The sequence below is a fragment of the Mycobacterium sp. smrl_JER01 genome, from assembly GCF_048513595.2.
Classification (GTDB): domain Bacteria; phylum Actinomycetota; class Actinomycetes; order Mycobacteriales; family Mycobacteriaceae; genus Mycobacterium.
Window position 1 is genome coordinate 5269021 of record NZ_JBLXXK020000001.1, and the last position, 16537, is coordinate 5285557.

Sequence of the window (16537 nt, forward strand, 5' to 3'; positions counted from 1 at the left end):
CGCACAGCAGCCCGCCAAACCGCCGTCACGCCGGTTACACCGTTACCGATAACAATGTGTCACTCGGTGATCCTCGCCCTCAAAACCCCAATCGGTAACTGTCTTACACATAGCAATTCCCGTTACAGATAAGATCGCGGCCGCGAGTTGGCTGTGCAGTGCATAGCGGTCCAGACCGCCGAGCGCTGCCAGCGCCTCGAACCGAGCCGGGACCTCGGCGGGATTGTTCGCGTGGATCGTGCCCGCGCCACCGTCGTGCCCGGTGTTGAGCGCGGTCAGCAGATCGACGACCTCCGCGCCGCGAACCTCGCCGACCACGATGCGGTCCGGTCGCATCCGCAGTGCCTGCCGGACGAGGTCACGGACCGTCACCTCACCGGCGCCCTCGACGTTCGCGCACCGTGCGACCAGTTTCACCAGGTGGGGATGCTGCGGCGCAAGTTCGGCGGCGTCCTCGACGCACACAATCCGTTCGCTGCCAGGTACCGCGGCGAGCATCGCGGCCAGCAGAGTCGTCTTGCCCGCGCCCGTCCCCCCGGACACCACGAACGCCAGGCGCGCGGAGATGACGTCGCGCAGCAGTTCAGCGGCGTCCGCCTCGATGGCCCCGACGCCGATGAGGGTGTCGAGATTCTGATTGGCCGGGCGCAGCACGCGCAGCGACAGACACGTCCCGCCGGCGGCGACGGGTGGCAGTACGGCGTGTAGCCGAACGCTGACGGGACCGCCCGGTGTCCCGTCGGTCAGTCCGCTGAGGTTTCCGTCAACCCACGGTTGGGCTTCGTCGAGCCGGCGTCCCGCGGACAGCGCCAGCCGCTGGGCGAGCCGTCGCACCGCCGCGTCGTCAGCGAAACGTACCGGAACCCGCCGCAAACCGTCGCCGTCGTCGACCCATACCGCGTCGGGCGCGGTCACCAGAACGTCGGTGACGCCGGGGGCGGACAGCAGTGGGTCCAAGACCCCGGCTCCGACGAGTTCGGTCTGGAGCTCCCGGAGATTGGCCAGCACCTCGGCGTCGCCGAGCACTCCGCCCGATTCGGCGCGGATCGCCGCGGCTACCACACTGGCCCGCAGCGGCGACGACTGCGCCGCGAGGCGTTCCCGCACGCGGTCGATCAACGGCGAGCTCACGCCGCGACCTCCACCGTCGGCTCGAACTGCGGATTCCGACTCAGCACAGCCAGCACCTCGCGCGCGGCGCGCGCGAGCGGCGATCGGGGTTGCACGCGCAGGCCACCTCGTTCCAGCGCGGCGTCGATACCGGGCTGGGGCCGCATCGAGGCAAGCACCGGCAGAGCCACGATCCGCGCCACATCGCAGGCTCGCAATCCCCCGGGCGACGGTCCACGCACCACGACTCCGGCATTGGGGTTGCCGGCGAGCACCCATCGCGCCGTTGCCGCGGCAGCCGAGCACGACCGCACATCCGCGGGAGTGACCAGCACCACCAGATCGGCCGATGCCACCGCCAGCTCGCTGGCGGGCGCAGGTCTTCTGGCGACGTCACACACCACCGTCACCCCGGCGCGACTGCCCGCCTCGATCACGGCGGCCAGCGGCGCCGGGTCGATGTCGTTGCTGGGATCGTGCTCAGACAACACGCGGCTGCCGGAGAGCACGCTGACGCCCTGACGCCTCGGCAGGGCGTCGTACAGGGCCGAAAATCCGACCCTCCCATCTGCCAGCGAAAGGTCTGGCCACCGCAGGCCGGGATCGGTCTCGGTGCCCAGCACCAGATCCAGACCGCCGCCCCACGGGTCGCCGTCGATGAGCAGCGCCGCCGTCGCCGATCTGGCCAACGCGGTCGCGAAGATCGAAGCACCACCCCCTCCTCTGCCTGCCAGCACCGCGACGACGGGGCCGCGGGCGCCGGTGTGTCGCGCTGCGTCCGCAGCGTCGGCGAGTACCGCCATCAGATCGCGATCTCCGGCGGGCAGGGTCACGATGTGCTGGGCACCGACGGCGACGGCCGCTTCCCAGTCGTTGGCGGTCGGGGCGTCATGGCTGATCAGGACCACACGGGCACGGCGCGGCAGACTACGGGCCGCGCACCGGCGCGCGGCGTCGGTGTCGAGGAGGATCGCCGCGGCGCTGGTCCATACGCGGTGGCTGGAGGGGTCGGTGGCCCGGACGACCGTCACGCCGGCAGCTGCGACGACCCGGTCGATATCCGTGCCGAGCGTTCGGTCGTCGACCAGAACGAGGATTGTCTCGGTGACCGTCATGAACCCGAGCATGGGGTCCCGTCGGCATGCTCACCAGGGTGCCGGCAACGATCTGGGGATCAACTCGGGGTTGTGGAGTGTCTGCCCGCGATTCGGCGAAAACAGCGTTCCGCAACTTTTTATCCGCAGGTGATCTATCCGCTTTGCGAAACTCCCCACAAAAGGGACGACCCCCGCCAGGGGGGGAGGAGGCGGAGGTCGTCGTGTATCAGCCCCGGGGGGTCGGGCTGATGCACACCCGGCATAAGCCGAGTAATGACAACTATACACACGCGAGACAGCACCAGCGCAAGTATCGAAATGGGAACAACTTCGCCGGGGACCAGGAAAGATGCAGTTGCAGACAGGTGTCGTGAACTGCCAATTTGTACGATCGCCGGCGATCTGTCACGCGGCGCACGCTTATGCTGACGGTGTGACCTCATCCGACCCGGCGGTCGGGGGTAGCCAGGCGCCGACAACGCCGCCGCCGCCGGACCACCGAATCCGCACCGCAGCCTTCTTCGATCTCGACAAAACCGTCATCGCGAAATCCAGCACATTAGCTTTCAGCAAACCGTTCTTCAGCCAAGGGCTAATCAATCGCCGCGCCGTTCTGAAGTCGACCTATGCGCAATTCCTGTTCCTTATGTCGGGGGCCGACCACGAACAGATGGATCGCATGCGCTCCTACATCACCAACATGTGCACCGGGTGGGATGTCGAGCAGATCAAGGCGATCGTTGGGGAAACTCTGCACGACATCGTGGACCCACTGGTGTTCGCTGAGGCGGCCGAACTCATCGCCGACCACAAGCTGTGCGGCCGCGACGTCGTGGTGGTTTCCGCCTCTGGCGAGGAGATCGTCGCTCCGATCGCGCGGGCGTTGGGCGCCACCCACGCGATGGCGACGCGCATGGTCGTCGAGGACGGCAAGTACACCGGCGAGATCGCTTTCTACTGCTACGGCGAGGGGAAGGTCGAGGCCATCCGAGCCCTGGCCGAGCAGGAGGGTTACGCCCTCGAGCATTGCTACGCCTACTCCGACTCGATCACCGACCTACCGATGTTGGAGACGGTCGGACATCCGACGGTGGTCAACCCGGATCGGGCGTTGCGCAAAGAGGCGGCCGCGCGGGGCTGGCCGGTCCGCACGTTCTCCAAACCGGTGTCGTTGCGCGACCGGCTGCCGGCTGCACCGTCGGGTGCCGCCGTCGCAACCACCGCCGCGGTCGGCGTCAGCGCCCTGGCCGCAGGGGCGCTGACCTACTCGCTGCTGCGGCGGTTCGCGTTCTGAGTTCGCGTTCTGAGTTCCTACCGCCCGGTAGCCGACGTGATTGCTGGCCCTGGGTCAGTAACGATCCGGGATCGTGAGCAATTGGCCCTTGATGTGACTGTGGTCACGTAGTACAAAGGAAGCACGGAAGCCGGGTGAGGCCAAGGTCGAGCCGGAAGAGAAGGCTCGATCTCCCGACCTCGGCTCCCAGCACGGGTCCCGGAACCCACGCGGAGCACATACCGCGAAAAAGGTAAAAGCGTTGCGGGCCTGCGTGATTGCGAAGATCGGACAGCCAAGACAGCCCTTTGGGTGGGGCTGCGGTGGTAGCGGATCGCAAGGACGCCGAGGCCACCCACGCAACCCGATACGCACGCTTGGTATCCGGCGACCCGTGTTGGCGGGCGGTGAGCTGATTTGGCCGTGAGGCTGATCGGATCGCCGCCCGCTTCGCGTTGCTGGCGGTGTCCGTGCGGTGTGCGCGTGCGATGTCGTGCGAGGCGCTCGGCCGATCCGTTCTAGGACGACCCGCCCTGTGCGATGGACAGCGCTTCTCGGGCTCCGGCATGCAGCGCCTCGCTGCTGAGCACCAGCCATGCGGCAAGTCCGGCGGGAGTGCCCGACGCGAAACCCCGAGCGGCGGCGCGGTAGTCGCCGGAGCGACGCATCCAATGCACCTCCGGGACACCGAGGCCGTGCGGATCGAGCCCACTGGCGATGGTGATCAACCGTGACACCGCGCGTGCGACCATGCCGTCGGCGACGCCGAACGGTTCCAGGGTCAACAGCTCGCCGTGGGCGACTGCGGCCAGGATCATTGCCGGCACCCGCGTTCCTCCGGTCGCGAGATCGGCCAACAGCTCCAGTCGCCGCCCGGCCCCTTCCCGCGGTCGCCCCAGCACATCGTCGTCGACCAGGTCGGCAGCCGCCAGCGCATGCAACCTGGCGATCGCCTGCAGCGGCGCTCGCCGCCACACCCCGACCAGCGCGCCCTCGCCACCCTCGAGCGCTTCGGCCACACGAAGCGCCCCGGCAAGCACCGGGTCGCGCTCGTCGGTGCCGTCGAACTGCAGCGGCCCCCCGTCGAGTACCGAAGATGCACGCGCGGCGCGCAGTGACGCCTCGGCCGCGTTCTGCGGCCAGCCGCGCAGATTGGCGCGATGCCTGTGCGCCCGGCCGAGCGCGTCGCGGGCGTCCTCGCCGGCCTGCGCCACACCGGGTAGCGTCGTCAACGGCGCCAGCGGATCGCCCGCAGCCTGGCTCATCACGAGGTACCACCGGTCACGCCCCGACACGGTAGTCGACCAGTGGGCGCGCTCGCCGCAACGCTCGTCGCGCCCAAACCGCCGTCCGCAGCCCGTACTGTGAGTTGCCAACGTCAATGCAACGTTGGGTGACTACCCTCACAAACATGACCGAGACGCATCTGGACGCCATCACGTCCTACCCTCCGGCCCCCGAGTTCACCGAGAACGCCAACGCGACCGCGGCGCTCTACGACGAAGCCGAGGCCGACCGGCTGGCTTTCTGGGCCACGCAGGCCGAGCGGCTGAGCTGGGACACCCCGTTCACCGAGGTACTCGACTGGTCCGGTGCGCCGTTCGCCAAGTGGTTCGTCGGTGGCAAGCTCAACGTCGCCTACAACTGCGTCGACCGCCATGTCGAGGCGGGCAACGGCGACCGGGTCGCCATCCACTGGGAGGGTGAGCCGGTCGGCGACGCCCGCGACATCACCTACGCGCAGCTCAAAGACGAGGTGTCCCAGGCAGCGAACGCCTTCGCCGATCTCGGCCTGCAGGCCGGCGACCGGGTCGCGATCTACATGCCGATGGTGCCCGAGGCGATTGTCGCGATGCTGGCGTGCGCGCGCCTGGGCGCGATGCACAGCGTCGTGTTCGCCGGGTTCTCCGCGTCGGCGCTCAAGGCGCGCATCGACGACGCCCAGGCCAAGCTCGTGGTCACCACCGACGGCCAGTACCGGCGCGGGTCCGCGGTGTCGCTGAAGACGGCCGTCGACGAGGCGGTCGACGGCCTCGGCGACGACGGCCCGGTCGAGCACGTCGTGGTGGTCCGCCGCACCGGCATCGACACCCCGTGGACCGAGGGACGCGACCTGTGGTGGGACGAGGTGGTCCCGAAGGCTTCCACTGAGCACACCCCGGAGGCGTTCGACTCCGAGCAGCCACTGTTCCTGCTGTACACCTCGGGCACCACCGGCAAGCCCAAGGGCATCATGCACACCTCGGGCGGCTACCTGACTCAGGCCTCGTACTCGCATTACAACGTGTTCGACATCAAGCCCGAGACCGACGTGTATTGGTGCACCGCCGACATCGGCTGGGTCACCGGGCACACCTACATCGTGTACGGGCCGCTGTCCAACGGCGCCACCCAGGTCGTCTACGAGGGCACGCCGGCCTCCCCGGACGAGCACCGCCACTACCAGGTGATCGAAAAGTACGGCGTGACAATCTATTACACCGCGCCGACGCTGGTACGCACGTTCATGAAGTGGGGCCGCCAGCTCCCCGCCGAGCACGACCTGTCCAGCCTGCGGCTGCTCGGTTCGGTGGGCGAACCGATCAACCCCGAGGCGTGGCGCTGGTATCGGATGGCGTTCGGCGGGGACAAGACGCCGATCGTGGACACCTGGTGGCAGACCGAGACCGGCGCGATCATGATCTCTCCGCTGCCCGGCGTCACCCACTGCAAACCGGGTTCGGCGATGCGTGCGCTGCCCGGCATCTCGGCCAAGATCGTCGACGACGACGGCAACGAGCTCGAGCCCTCCCCCGATTACGGTGAGCACGTCACCGGCTATCTGGTGCTCGACAAGCCCTGGCCGGCCATGCTGCGCGGCATCTGGGGTGACGAGGAGCGGTTCAAGGAGACCTACTGGTCACGCTTCGCCGAGCAGGGTTGGTACTTCGCCGGCGACGGCGCCCGGTACGGCAGCGACGGCGAGATCTGGGTGCTGGGCCGCATCGACGACGTCATGAACATCTCCGGCCACCGCATCTCCACCGCCGAGGTGGAATCAGCGCTCGTCGGCCACTCCGGTGTCGCCGAGGCCGCGGTCGTCGGGGCCACCGACGAGCACACCGGTCAGGCCATCTGCGCCTTCGTCATCCTCAAGTCCAGTGCCCACGGCGGGGAGGCCAACATGGTCGACGAGCTGCGCGCCGAGGTGGCCCGCGAGATCTCCCCGATCGCCAAGCCCCGTGAAATCCACGTGGTGCCCGAGCTGCCCAAGACCCGCAGCGGCAAGATCATGCGCCGTCTGCTGCGCGACGTGGCCGAGGGCCGCGAACTCGGCGACACCTCGACGCTGCTCGATCCCAGCGTCTTCGAAGCGATCCGCGCCAGCAAGTAGACATCGCACTAACTAGGCATCGCAATCACGAGGGTGCACTCCCGGTAGGTCCGCCGTCCGCGCGACTACCGGGAGCGCACTTTGGCAGCAGGTGTGAAAGGCCGGCCGCTCAAGAACCGATCGGAGTGAACCCGGAGCCGGGCCTGCCCTTGGCGGTGATGTCGGCCAACTGGGTGTTGAACGACATGGTCACCGCCGGGGTGTGCAGCGGGATGTACTTCAGGACACACGTCGGCAGGTCCTCGGAGAAGGCGCCATGGAGCATTCCGACCAGTCGGTTGTTGACGGTGACGGGTCCACCCGAGTCGCCGGGCCCCCCGCACACCTGGTTGAGGATGGTGCCGGGCTGCTCCCCCGGCCCCCAGGTGACACCGCACGAGTAGCCCGTGGTGCGCCCCAGCTTGCAGGCCACGTCGCCGAACCGGGGATCCGGCCCGAGCCCGTCGATGCGGAATCCGTTCACCGTGTTGACCGGTGCGACCTTGGCGGGATCGAACCTGATCACCGCGTAATCGAGCGTGTCGTTGCCCGCCACCATGGTGCCGACAGTTCCCGCCCCCGGATCCTTCTCCGACGCGACGACCGCGCCGGGACCTCCGCAGTGCGCGGAGGTGAATCCGATCAGGCTGCCCTGGTTGTCGGTGCCGATAGCGGTCAGCGTGCACAGTGTCTCGCCGTTGACCACGAGTCCGGAGCCCCCGCCCAGCGGCACCGGGGTCGCGGCGTGGGCGGGGACGATCGCGAGCGTCAGCAGAGCGGTGAGGGCCAGGAGCGCCGCGCGGACCGGCAGAAAGCGGCCGCTGATGTTCAACTGTCAATCCCCAATCGAGGTGCCCGACCCGTCTTACCAAGGAACTCGGGCAGTCTATCCTCGGCCGGAATCGTTTCGTGGGACGCCACGTGGCAACATGAACGCGACCGAGAACAGTGGCCGGAAGGAAGCCCCGCGTGAGCGATCGCAGAAACGGCGTGCCGAACACCGTGACGTCGATACCGCTGGTCGACCCACACGCGCCGAAGCCGGACCCGTCGATCGGGGATCTGGTCAAGGACGCGACGGCGCAGGTGTCGACGCTGGTGCGGGCCGAGGTCGAGCTCGCCAAGGCGGAGATCACGCGTGACGTCAAAAAAGGTCTGACCGGCAGCGTCTTCTTCATCCTGGCGCTGGTCGTGCTGTTCTACTCGACGTTCTTCTTCTTCTTCTTCGTCGCCGAACTGCTCGATACCTGGCTGTGGCGCTGGGCGGCATTCCTGATCGTGTTCGGGATCATGGTGGTGGTGACCGCCGTGCTGGCCCTGTTCGGTTATCTCAAGGTGCGCCGCATCCGGGGACCGCAGAAGACCATCGAATCGGTCAAGGAGATCCCCGAGGCATTCGCCCCGGGCCCGGACAAGAAGGCCGTCGCGACCGCCGACAATCCACCGGCAACGCAAAAAGACCCCTCAGGCTGGTAATGGGTCCGCCCGATCCGTCGGTGGTACGCATCGGCGGGCCGTGGCGGCACCTGGATGTGCACGCCAACGGGATTCGCTTCCACGTGGTGGAGGCCGAACGGGAGGCCGGCGCCGACGATCGGTCGAGGCCCCTGACCGACCGGCCCCTGGTCATCCTGCTGCACGGTTTCGGCTCGTTCTGGTGGTCGTGGCGCCACCAGCTCACCGGTCTGACCGGTGCCCGGGTGGTGGCAGTGGACCTGCGCGGTTACGGCGGCAGCGACAAACCGCCGCGCGGATACGACGGTTGGACGTTGGCCGGCGATACGGCCGGCCTGGTTCGCGCCCTCGGGCACAGCACGGCGACGCTGGTCGGGCACGCCGACGGGGGGCTGGTCTGCTGGGCGACCTCGGTGCTGCATCCGCGGGTGGTGCGCGCGATCGCTGTCGTCAGTTCCCCCCATCCAGCGGCCTTACGGGCGTCGACGTTGACCCGCCGGGACCAGGGCAGGGCGCTGATGCCGTCGATGATGCGCTATCAGCTCCCGTGGTGGCCGGAGCGGGCGTTGACCCGGCACAACGGCGCCGAGCTCGAACGGCTGGTGCGGAGCCGCTCCAGTGCCGCGTGGCAGGCCGGCGAAGACTTCGCGGAAACGATCGACCATCTGCGCCGCGCCATCCAGATCCCGTCGGCGGCGCACTCTGCGCTGGAATATCAGCGTTGGGCGGTGCGCAGTCAGCTCCGCGGCGAGGGCCGCCGTTTCATGCGGTCGATGAAGCGGCCGTTGGCGGTCCCGGTGTTGCACCTGCGTGGCGACGCCGACCCGTATGTGCTCGCCGACCCGGTGTACCGGACGCAGCGTTATGCGCCGCACGGACGGTATGTGTCGATCGACGGCGCCGGGCATTTCGGTCACGAGGAGGCACCCGCGGCGGTCAACGAGCAGCTGCGGCGCTTCCTGAACCAGGTGTATGCCTAACCGGCGGTGATACAGGTCCCGGTCGGTACGCGTTCGACGTTGCCGACCTTGGCCATCTGCCTGGCCACCTCGTCGGCGGTGAGCACGAAGCCGGTGTCGACGTCGTCGACGGCCGCGCCGAACACCACGCCGAGCACCTTGCCCTGCCTGTTGATCATCGGACCGCCCGAATTGCCTTGGCGTACAGTGCCTCTGATGGTGTAGACCTCACGGGTGACGGTGGTGGAACGGTAGATGTCGGGACCGTTGAGCTCGATGACCTCGCGGACCCGAGCCGGGGTGGCCAGGAATTCGCCGCCGCCCGGATAGCCCATCACGATGCCGTCGGTGCCCGGCTGGGACAGCTCGTCGACGAACTGCAGCGGCGCCGACGGCAGGTTGGGGACGTCGAGGATGGAGATGTCGGCGTCGGGGTCATAGGAGACCACGCCCGCGTCGTAGGTTTCACCATCCACCTCGACGGTGACGCTGTCGGAGCCGGCCACCACATGGGCGTTGGACATCACCCGATTGGGGGCGACGACAAAGCCGGTGCCCTCCAGAACTTTCTGGCAGCTCTGCGCTACGCCACGAACCTTGACCACGCTGGACCGGGTGGTGTTGACCACGGGCGACGTCGCCAGCGACATGTCGGGCGGATCGATCTCGGCGACCGGGGTCGGACCGAACGGTCTGAGCACATCGTGCAGACCGGCCGTCTCCCACAGCGCCGAGAGCCGGTTCGGCACCGACCGCAACCAGCTCGGGGCGACCGAGTCGACTTCGGCGATCACCCTCGAACCCTGCACGGCGGCGGCCAGATTGGGCTGTGGGGAGGACACCAGCGCGGTGCCGAGCAGCCAGGCTGCGGTCAACACGAGCACCAGTTGCAGGGCGACCCCGACGACCGAGTCGGCGATCCGCAGACCCGGGCTGCGGATGGCGCCGCGGACCGCTCTGCCCAGTACCACCCCCGCGATCTCACCGATGACGACCAGCGCCAGGATCAGGAACAGGGTGACGAACAGTTTGGTGCGGGGACCGCTGACGTGGTCGACGACGTGTGGGGCGAGCAGGATCCCGGCCGCGGCGCCCAGCGCCACGCCCACCAAGGCCAGCAGGGAGCCCGGCGCGCCTGATCGCCAGCCGGAGATGGCTGCGATGAGTGCCAACGCCAGGATGCTGATATCGAGCCACTGTGACGAGTTCATCGTTGCGCATCACCGTAACTGCCCTGGGCGTCCAGTAACGCCATTGCCTCGTCGAGTTCGTACACGTCGTCGCTTTCCCACGGCACCGCCCAACCCGCGACCTCCAGCATCGCCGCGATCACCTGAGCGGTGAAACCCCACACCATCATCTCGTTGAGCAGGAACGCCGGTCCGACCGAGCGGCGGGTGTTCTCCTTGCGATACACCATGATCCGGTTCTCGGGGTTGACGAAGGCGCGCACCGGGACACGGGCCACCAGCGCGGTCTCGGACTCGTCGACAACAGCCACCGGACCCGGATCGGGCGAGTACGCCAGCACCGGCACGACGTGAAACCCGGACGGCGGGATGAACATCTTGTCCAGCGTGGCCAACGGCCGCAGCCGACCGGGATCGATGCCGGTCTCCTCGGTGGCCTCGCGCAACGCGGTGTGCACCGGGCTGCGGTCCCCGGGATCGGCGGCACCGCCGGGAAAGGCGGCCTGCCCCGCGTGGTGGCGCAGCGTGGAGGCCCGGACCGTGACCAGCAGATCGCTGTCGTCGGGCAGGGTCCCGGGAGCCCCGTCGGCGGGACCGGAGAACAGCACCAGCACCGCGGCGTCGCGGCGCGATCCCGTCACCGCCGCCGTCGTGCTCGCCGCCGACAGCGCTGCCAGCACCTCGGCGGGAACCTTGCGGCGGTACGCGTTTTTGACCGCACCGGGCTCGCTGACCAGCGGGGAGAGCCACGGCGGTGCGGCCGACGGAGTCAGTTCATCCCCTCGGCTGTCCCAGCTCACGCCACTCCAATCTTCGGGTCGACCGCTGCGGCGATTTCGTCGGCGGTCGCGAACGACCGTGGCAGGATTTCGGCCACGCTACCGTCTGCACGCAGCACCACCGTGGCCGGCATCACATTCGGTACCCGCAGCGCTGCGGCGATCGTGCGGCGCCCGTCCTGCAGCGTCGGCAGGTGCACACCGAGCTCGGTCAAGCGCACCAACGCCGCGCTCTCGTTCTCGTCCTGGTGCACCGTCAGGACGGTCACCGCCGGGCCGGCGCGGCGTTGATACTCGGCCATCGCGGGCAGCTCGTCTGCGCATGGCCCGCACCAGTAGGCCCACAAATTCAGAACGACGGTTCGGTCGGCGAGCGCTTCGGCAACAGCGACCCGGCTTCCGTCGCCGGCACATTCGAGCACGATGCCGCGCAGCGCGTCGGGCCCGGCGCCGGCACCGGCAGCTGGGCAGGGCTCGAGGTCGGCGCGCGCACGGAGACCGGCGAGCGCCGCCGGGGTGTCGGCGTCGCGCCGATCGCGCGCCGACGGGGTGTCACGCGGGGTTCGGGGTTCGGCGTCCTCGGCCCCGAGTTCGGTCCACAGCGCGACGCCGAGCGCGACGACGATCACCAACGCCACGATGCTCCAGCGCGCGGATGTGCTCACGGACAACGCAGGACGCCTACAGTCCCGCGAGCGCGAGCAGGTGCTCGGTCTCGGGCCCCTTGACCAGCGGCGCGGCGATCAACGGATCGGTGGGGCCGGTGCCGTAGGACGGGCAGTCCCTGGCAAGCACACACACGCCGCAGGCCGGTTTGCGGGCGTGGCAGACCCGCCGGCCGTGGAAGATCACCCGGTGGCTGAGCAGGGTCCATTCGCGGCGCTCGATCAGTTCACCGACGATGTGTTCGACCTTGACCGGATCCTCCTCGGCCGTCCAGCGCCACCGCCGGACCAGCCTGCCGAAGTGGGTGTCGACGGTGATCCCGGGGATGTCGAAGGCGTTGCCGAGGATCACGTTGGCGGTCTTGCGTCCGACTCCGGGCAATGTGACGAGTTCTTCGAGCGTGCTGGGCACCTGCCCGTCGAAGCGCTCCACCAACGCCTGCCCCAAGCCGATCAGCGAGTTGGCCTTGTTGCGGTAGAACCCGGTGGGACGGATCAGTTCTTCGAGTTCGGCGCGGTCGGCCCGGGCGTAGTCCAGGGCTGTTCGGTACTTCTTGAACAGAGCCGGGGTGGTGAGGTTGACGCGTTTGTCGGTGCTCTGCGCGGACAGGATGGTCGCCACGGTGAGCTCAAGTGGGTCGGTGAAGTCCAGCTCGCAGTACACGTGTGGAAACGCCTGAGCCAGTGCTCGGTTCATCCTTCGGGCCCGGCGCACCAGCCCCAGGTGGGTTTCCTTGTCCCACGTGCGGCTCGTCTTCCTGCGCGAGGCGGTGCCGGCCGGTTTCACACTCACCACGCCAGCGTACTGACGGCGGGCGACGCGCCCGCTGATGGATAGGTTCTTAACGTGGACTTTTTGTGATCCCGCTGAGACCTTCGCCGTGTTTACTTCGCCTTGTGTCGTGGTTGCTCGTGGCGCTGATCCCGGGGTTGCTGATGATGGCGACCTTCGGTCTGGAGCGCGTTGAGGCGGGTCTTCGCGATGCCACGTACTCGAGTGACGACGTCGACGAGTATCTCCAACAAGCCGAGGCCAGCGGCGCCGCCAACCGCGTTCGAAACGACACCGAGCATGCGCTGCCGACGACCGGTTCACCTGTGCGGGCGCGGGACACGCCCACCGACGGATTCCTCGAAGTAGTCTCCGTGCCGGGTTTGCCGACCCGCCAGTACGTCCACCGGCTGGCGAATACTGAGTTTCGCCAGACCCGACATGCCGATCGTGTGTAGCGTGAGCTGGTCACGAAGGGGCGTACCTCTAGACTGATCTGACGATCTTCAGAGGTCGGCTTGCGCATGTCTGATAACCGAACGCATTAAGAGGGGCAACGTGGACGAGATCCTGGCCAGGGCCGGAATCTTCCAGGGGGTGGAACCCAGCGCCGTTTCCGCGCTGACCAAGCAGCTGCAGCCCGTCGACTTCCCCCGCGGACACACCGTGTTCGCCGAGGGTGAGCCCGGCGACCGCCTGTACATCATCATCTCCGGCAAGGTGAAGATCGGGCGCCGGTCGCCGGATGGTAGGGAGAACCTCCTCACGATCATGGGACCGTCGGACATGTTCGGCGAGTTGTCGATTTTCGATCCGGGCCCCCGCACGTCGAGCGCGACCACCATCACCGAGGTGCGCGCGGTGTCGATGGACCGCGAAGCCCTGCGGGCCTGGATCGCCGATCGCCCGGAGATCGCCGAGCAGCTGCTGCGTGTGCTGGCGCGTCGTCTGCGTCGTACCAACAACAACCTCGCCGACCTCATCTTCACCGACGTCCCCGGCCGGGTCGCCAAACAGCTTCTGCAGCTGGCGCAGCGTTTCGGTACGCAGGAGGGTGGCGCTCTGCGCGTGACGCACGACCTCACCCAGGAGGAGATCGCCCAGTTGGTCGGTGCGTCCCGGGAAACGGTCAACAAGGCGCTCGCCGACTTCGCCCATCGTGGCTGGATTCGCTTGGAGGGTAAGAGCGTTTTGATCAGCGACTCTGAGCGACTGGCGCGCCGAGCGCGGTAGCGCGCGAGCATCCCACTCCGAGCGCGGTAACGCGCGAGCATCCCACCCCGGAGCGCAGTAACGGGCGTTTACCTACTGCGCAGGTGATTCAGCTGGGCCTGCACTGACCACTCGGCCGCGTCCCACAGCTTTTCGTCGACGTCGGTGTAGGCGTGCTCAACAACCTGCCGGGCAGTGGCGTCCTCGCCCAGTTCACGCAGAGCGCCGCGGACCTGCTCGAGGCGTTCCTCGCGGTGCGCGAGGTAGGCGCGGCTGGCAGCGACGATGTCCTCGAGTTCGGGTCCGTGGCCGGGCAGCACGCTGCGGTGCCCGAGCCCACCCAGACGCCGCAACGACTCCAGGTAGTCACCGAGATCGCCGTCCTCGTTGTCGATGACGGTGGTGCCGCGGCCCAGCACGGTGTCGGCAGTCAGCACGGCATCGTCGAGCAAGAACGACACCGAGTCGGCGGTGTGCCCCGGTGTTGCCAGCACGGTGATCTTCAGACCGGCAGCGTCGATCACCTCACCGTCGGTCAGGGGTCCGCCCAGGCCGCGCTGGAATCCGCTGCCCACCGAGCGTACGACCGCGCCGGTCAGGTCCACGATCCGGTCGATGCCGCCGGTGTGGTCGGTGTGCCGATGGCTGATGAGCACCAGCGGGATCGGGCCGAGCGCGGCGAGCCGCTCGATGTGCTCGTCCTTGTCGTCGGGGCCGGGGTCGACGACGACCATCTCGTCGCTGCCGGGCCCGCGCAGCACCCAGGTGTTGGTGCCTTCCAACGTCATCAGCCCTGGGTTCTCGCACAACAACATCGCTGCGGTGTCGGTGACGGGCCGCAGCAGACCGTACGCGGGGTGCTCCACTAAGAGACCTCCGTCCGATCGTCGCTCACGCGACCTCCGTCCGATCGTCGCTCACGCGACCTCGACGATCACTTCCACTTCCACCGGAGCGTTGCGCGGCAATTCGGAGACCCCGACCGCCGATCGTGCGTGCGCCCCGGCATCGCCGAACACTTCGCCGAACAGCTCCGAGGCACCGTTGATCACGCCGGGTTGACCGTCGAATCCGGGCGCCGACGCCACGAACCCGACCACCTTGACCACTTTGACCACCGAATCGATACCGACCAGCGAGTCGATGGCGGCCAGCGCATTGAGCGCGCACCGGCGGGCCAGGTGCTGCGCGTCCTCGGCGGAAACCTCCGCGCCGACCTTGCCGGTCGCGGCCAGCTCACCGTTGGCGATAGGTAATTGCCCGGCGGTGTAAACCAGGTTGCCGGTGCGCACTGCGGGCACATACGCCGCCAGCGGGGCGACAACTTCGGGCAGTGCGATGCCGAGCTCGTCCAGCCGCGCCGACCAGGCGCTCACTTGGGCCGCTTGAGGTAGGCGACGTGCTGTTCCCCGGTCGGGTTGGGCAACACCGACACCAACTCCCAGCCGTCCTCCCCCCATTGATCGAGGATCTGTTTGGTGGCATGCACCAAAAGTGGAATGGTCGCGTACTCCCAGCGGGTCGGTTCGCTCATGCGGCTGAGCTTATCCGGGATCGATCCTGACTTGGCTAGCATGCTTGGGTGGCTACCACGTCTCCTACGCCTTCCGGGTCTTCCGGGTCTCTCGGACCTGAGGGCACCAAGCAGCCCGGCTGGCCCTCGCGCCTGACCAAAGCACGGCTGCACTTCGTCACCGGAAAGGGCGGGACGGGCAAGTCGACGATCGCCGCCTCGTTGGCGTTGGCGCTGGCAGCCGGCGGCCGCCGGGTGCTGTTGGTGGAAGTCGAAGGGCGCCAAGGCATTGCGCAGCTTTTCGATGTGCCGCCGTTGCCGTATGAGGAAGTCAAGATCGCGACCGCCGAACGCGGCGGGCAGGTCAACGCCCTGGCGATCGACACCGAGGCCGCGTTCCTGGAGTACCTGGACATGTTCTACAACCTGGGGCTGGCCGGACGGGCGATGCGCCGGATCGGCGCTGTGGAATTCGCGACGACGATCGCTCCTGGTCTGCGTGACGTGCTGCTGACCGGCAAGATCAAGGAGATCGTTGCCCGCAATGAGAAACAGGACAGGTCGGCGAAGGACATCAAAGGCAAGGGCCACAGCTACGACGCGGTCGTCGTCGACTCGCCTCCGACCGGCCGCATCGCACGTTTTCTCGATGTCACCAAAGCAGTCTCCGACCTGGCCAAAGGCGGTCCGGTGCACTCCCAGGCCGAGGGGGTGGTCAAGCTGCTGCACTCCGACCTGACCGCTATCCATTTGGTGACGCTGCTGGAGGCACTGCCGGTGCAGGAAACTCTGGAGGCGATCGACGAGCTGAGGGAGATGGGTCTGCCGATCGGCAGCGTGATCGTCAACCGCAACATCCCCGCCTATCTGACGCCGGACGATCTGGCCAAGGCGGCCGAAGGGGTCATCGACGCCGACGCGGTGCGGGCGGGTCTGAGCGCTGCGGGAGTCACGCTGTCCGAGGCGGACTTCGCCGGACTGCTCACCGAGACGATCCAACACGCCACCCGGATTGCGGCGCGCAACGAGAGCGCCGAGCAGCTCGCCGAACTCGACGTTCCGCGGCTCGACCTCCCGGCGCTCCCCGAAGGGGTCGACCTCGGGAGCCTCTACGAACTGGCCGAAGAGCTCGCCCTGCAGGGCGTGCGGTGAGCGGGAGA

The 16537-nt window shown here is 68.0% G+C and carries 18 protein-coding genes; 7 read left to right on the plus strand and 11 right to left on the minus strand.

The features are described 5' to 3' along the window. Positions 1–42 precede the first annotated feature (42 nt). Positions 43–1131: a TadA family conjugal transfer-associated ATPase gene (locus ACNUDN_RS24755; protein ID WP_419124353.1), complete on the minus strand. Its 1089-nt coding sequence runs from the start codon at positions 1129–1131 to the stop codon at positions 43–45. Next, positions 1128–2225: a septum site-determining protein Ssd gene (gene ssd / locus ACNUDN_RS24760; protein ID WP_419124354.1), complete on the minus strand. Its 1098-nt coding sequence runs from the start codon at positions 2223–2225 to the stop codon at positions 1128–1130. Before ssd ends, ACNUDN_RS24755 begins: the two co-directional genes overlap by 4 nt. A gap of 484 nt (positions 2226–2709) precedes the next feature. Between ssd and ACNUDN_RS24765 the strand changes: the two genes are divergently transcribed. Further along, positions 2710–3501: an HAD-IB family hydrolase gene (locus tag ACNUDN_RS24765; protein ID WP_419125298.1), complete on the plus strand. Its 792-nt coding sequence runs from the start codon at positions 2710–2712 to the stop codon at positions 3499–3501. Between the two features lie 497 nt (positions 3502–3998). Here ACNUDN_RS24765 and ACNUDN_RS24770 read toward each other — a convergent pair whose 3' ends face one another. Beyond that, the gene (locus ACNUDN_RS24770; protein WP_419124355.1) at positions 3999–4745 is read right to left on the minus strand and encodes a Fic family protein; all 747 of its coding nucleotides are present in this window, start codon (positions 4743–4745) and stop codon (positions 3999–4001) included. Between the two features lie 146 nt (positions 4746–4891). On the opposite strand from ACNUDN_RS24770, the gene acs reads away from it, so the two are divergent. Next, a complete protein-coding gene (gene acs, locus ACNUDN_RS24775; RefSeq protein ID WP_419124356.1) occupies positions 4892–6853 on the plus strand; it encodes an acetate--CoA ligase in 1962 nt (653 codons plus the stop codon). Between the two features lie 109 nt (positions 6854–6962). Here acs and ACNUDN_RS24780 read toward each other — a convergent pair whose 3' ends face one another. Further along, positions 6963–7664 carry a S1 family peptidase gene (locus ACNUDN_RS24780; RefSeq protein ID WP_498450168.1) on the minus strand — a complete coding sequence of 234 codons (702 nt, stop codon included), beginning with the start codon at positions 7662–7664 and terminating at the stop codon, positions 6963–6965. 137 nt (positions 7665–7801) lie between these two features. On the opposite strand from ACNUDN_RS24780, the gene ACNUDN_RS24785 reads away from it, so the two are divergent. Both ACNUDN_RS24785 and ACNUDN_RS24790 read left to right on the plus strand, forming a co-directional pair. Continuing rightward, the gene (locus tag ACNUDN_RS24785; protein WP_419124357.1) at positions 7802–8308 is read left to right on the plus strand and encodes a phage holin family protein; all 507 of its coding nucleotides are present in this window, start codon (positions 7802–7804) and stop codon (positions 8306–8308) included. Next, positions 8308–9267: an alpha/beta fold hydrolase gene (locus tag ACNUDN_RS24790; protein WP_419124358.1), complete on the plus strand. Its 960-nt coding sequence runs from the start codon at positions 8308–8310 to the stop codon at positions 9265–9267. The genes ACNUDN_RS24785 and ACNUDN_RS24790 overlap by 1 nt, the downstream gene beginning before the upstream one ends. Here the strand turns inward: ACNUDN_RS24790 and marP are convergent. From marP to nth, 4 genes are read right to left on the minus strand one after another with little or no spacing between them, the layout of a single operon-like run. Beyond that, positions 9264–10457 carry an acid resistance serine protease MarP gene (gene marP / locus ACNUDN_RS24795; protein WP_419124359.1) on the minus strand — a complete coding sequence of 398 codons (1194 nt, stop codon included), beginning with the start codon at positions 10455–10457 and terminating at the stop codon, positions 9264–9266. The two genes, ACNUDN_RS24790 and marP, sit on opposite strands and share 4 nt — an antisense overlap. Then, on the minus strand, positions 10454–11236 hold the full coding sequence (locus tag ACNUDN_RS24800) for an NUDIX hydrolase (RefSeq protein WP_419124360.1): 783 nt from the start codon (positions 11234–11236) through the stop codon (positions 10454–10456). Before ACNUDN_RS24800 ends, marP begins: the two co-directional genes overlap by 4 nt. After that, positions 11233–11880, minus strand: a complete 648-nt coding sequence (locus tag ACNUDN_RS24805) for a TlpA family protein disulfide reductase (RefSeq protein ID WP_419124361.1) — start codon at positions 11878–11880, stop codon at positions 11233–11235. The genes ACNUDN_RS24800 and ACNUDN_RS24805 overlap by 4 nt, the downstream gene beginning before the upstream one ends. Before the next feature lie 16 nt (positions 11881–11896). Continuing rightward, complete coding sequence (gene nth, locus ACNUDN_RS24810) at positions 11897–12577, minus strand: endonuclease III (protein ID WP_419125300.1); 681 nt, start codon at positions 12575–12577, stop codon at positions 11897–11899. A gap of 200 nt (positions 12578–12777) precedes the next feature. Between nth and ACNUDN_RS24815 the strand changes: the two genes are divergently transcribed. Both ACNUDN_RS24815 and crp read left to right on the plus strand, forming a co-directional pair. After that, positions 12778–13110 carry a hypothetical protein gene (locus ACNUDN_RS24815; RefSeq protein WP_419124362.1) on the plus strand — a complete coding sequence of 111 codons (333 nt, stop codon included), beginning with the start codon at positions 12778–12780 and terminating at the stop codon, positions 13108–13110. Positions 13111–13210: 100 nt separating this feature from the next. Next, positions 13211–13885 (plus strand): cAMP-activated global transcriptional regulator CRP, encoded by a 675-nt coding sequence (gene crp, locus ACNUDN_RS24820; protein WP_003931718.1) that lies wholly within the window; start codon positions 13211–13213, stop codon positions 13883–13885. A 68-nt stretch (positions 13886–13953) separates the two neighbouring features. Here crp and ACNUDN_RS24825 read toward each other — a convergent pair whose 3' ends face one another. From ACNUDN_RS24825 to sp36, 3 genes are read right to left on the minus strand one after another with little or no spacing between them, the layout of a single operon-like run. Further along, the gene (locus tag ACNUDN_RS24825; protein ID WP_419124363.1) at positions 13954–14730 is read right to left on the minus strand and encodes an MBL fold metallo-hydrolase; all 777 of its coding nucleotides are present in this window, start codon (positions 14728–14730) and stop codon (positions 13954–13956) included. A 51-nt stretch (positions 14731–14781) separates the two neighbouring features. Then, positions 14782–15240, minus strand: coding sequence for a RidA family protein (locus tag ACNUDN_RS24830; protein ID WP_419124364.1), 459 nt, complete (start codon positions 15238–15240; stop codon positions 14782–14784). Next, positions 15237–15398 (minus strand): Sp36 family protein, encoded by a 162-nt coding sequence (gene sp36, locus ACNUDN_RS24835; RefSeq protein WP_419124365.1) that lies wholly within the window; start codon positions 15396–15398, stop codon positions 15237–15239. The genes ACNUDN_RS24830 and sp36 overlap by 4 nt, the downstream gene beginning before the upstream one ends. 48 nt (positions 15399–15446) lie before the next feature. Here sp36 and bagA point away from each other — a divergent pair, with 48 nt between their 5' ends. Continuing rightward, a complete protein-coding gene (gene bagA / locus ACNUDN_RS24840) occupies positions 15447–16529 on the plus strand; it encodes an ATPase BagA (protein ID WP_419124366.1) in 1083 nt (360 codons plus the stop codon). The last annotated feature ends 8 nt before the right edge of the window (positions 16530–16537 follow it).

Coding starts and splice junctions, on each gene's coding strand:
- acs (WP_419124356.1), top strand. CDS start 4,892: ATGACCGAGACGCATCTGGACGCCATCACGTCCTACCCTCCGGCCCCC.
- marP (WP_419124359.1), bottom strand. CDS start 10,457: ATGAACTCGTCACAGTGGCTCGATATCAGCATCCTGGCGTTGGCACTC.
- sp36 (WP_419124365.1), bottom strand. CDS start 15,398: ATGAGCGAACCGACCCGCTGGGAGTACGCGACCATTCCACTTTTGGTG.
- nth (WP_419125300.1), bottom strand. CDS start 12,577: ATGAACCGAGCACTGGCTCAGGCGTTTCCACACGTGTACTGCGAGCTG.
- ACNUDN_RS24770 (WP_419124355.1), bottom strand. CDS start 4,745: ATGAGCCAGGCTGCGGGCGATCCGCTGGCGCCGTTGACGACGCTACCC.
- ACNUDN_RS24790 (WP_419124358.1), top strand. CDS start 8,308: ATGGGTCCGCCCGATCCGTCGGTGGTACGCATCGGCGGGCCGTGGCGG.
- ssd (WP_419124354.1), bottom strand. CDS start 2,225: ATGACGGTCACCGAGACAATCCTCGTTCTGGTCGACGACCGAACGCTC.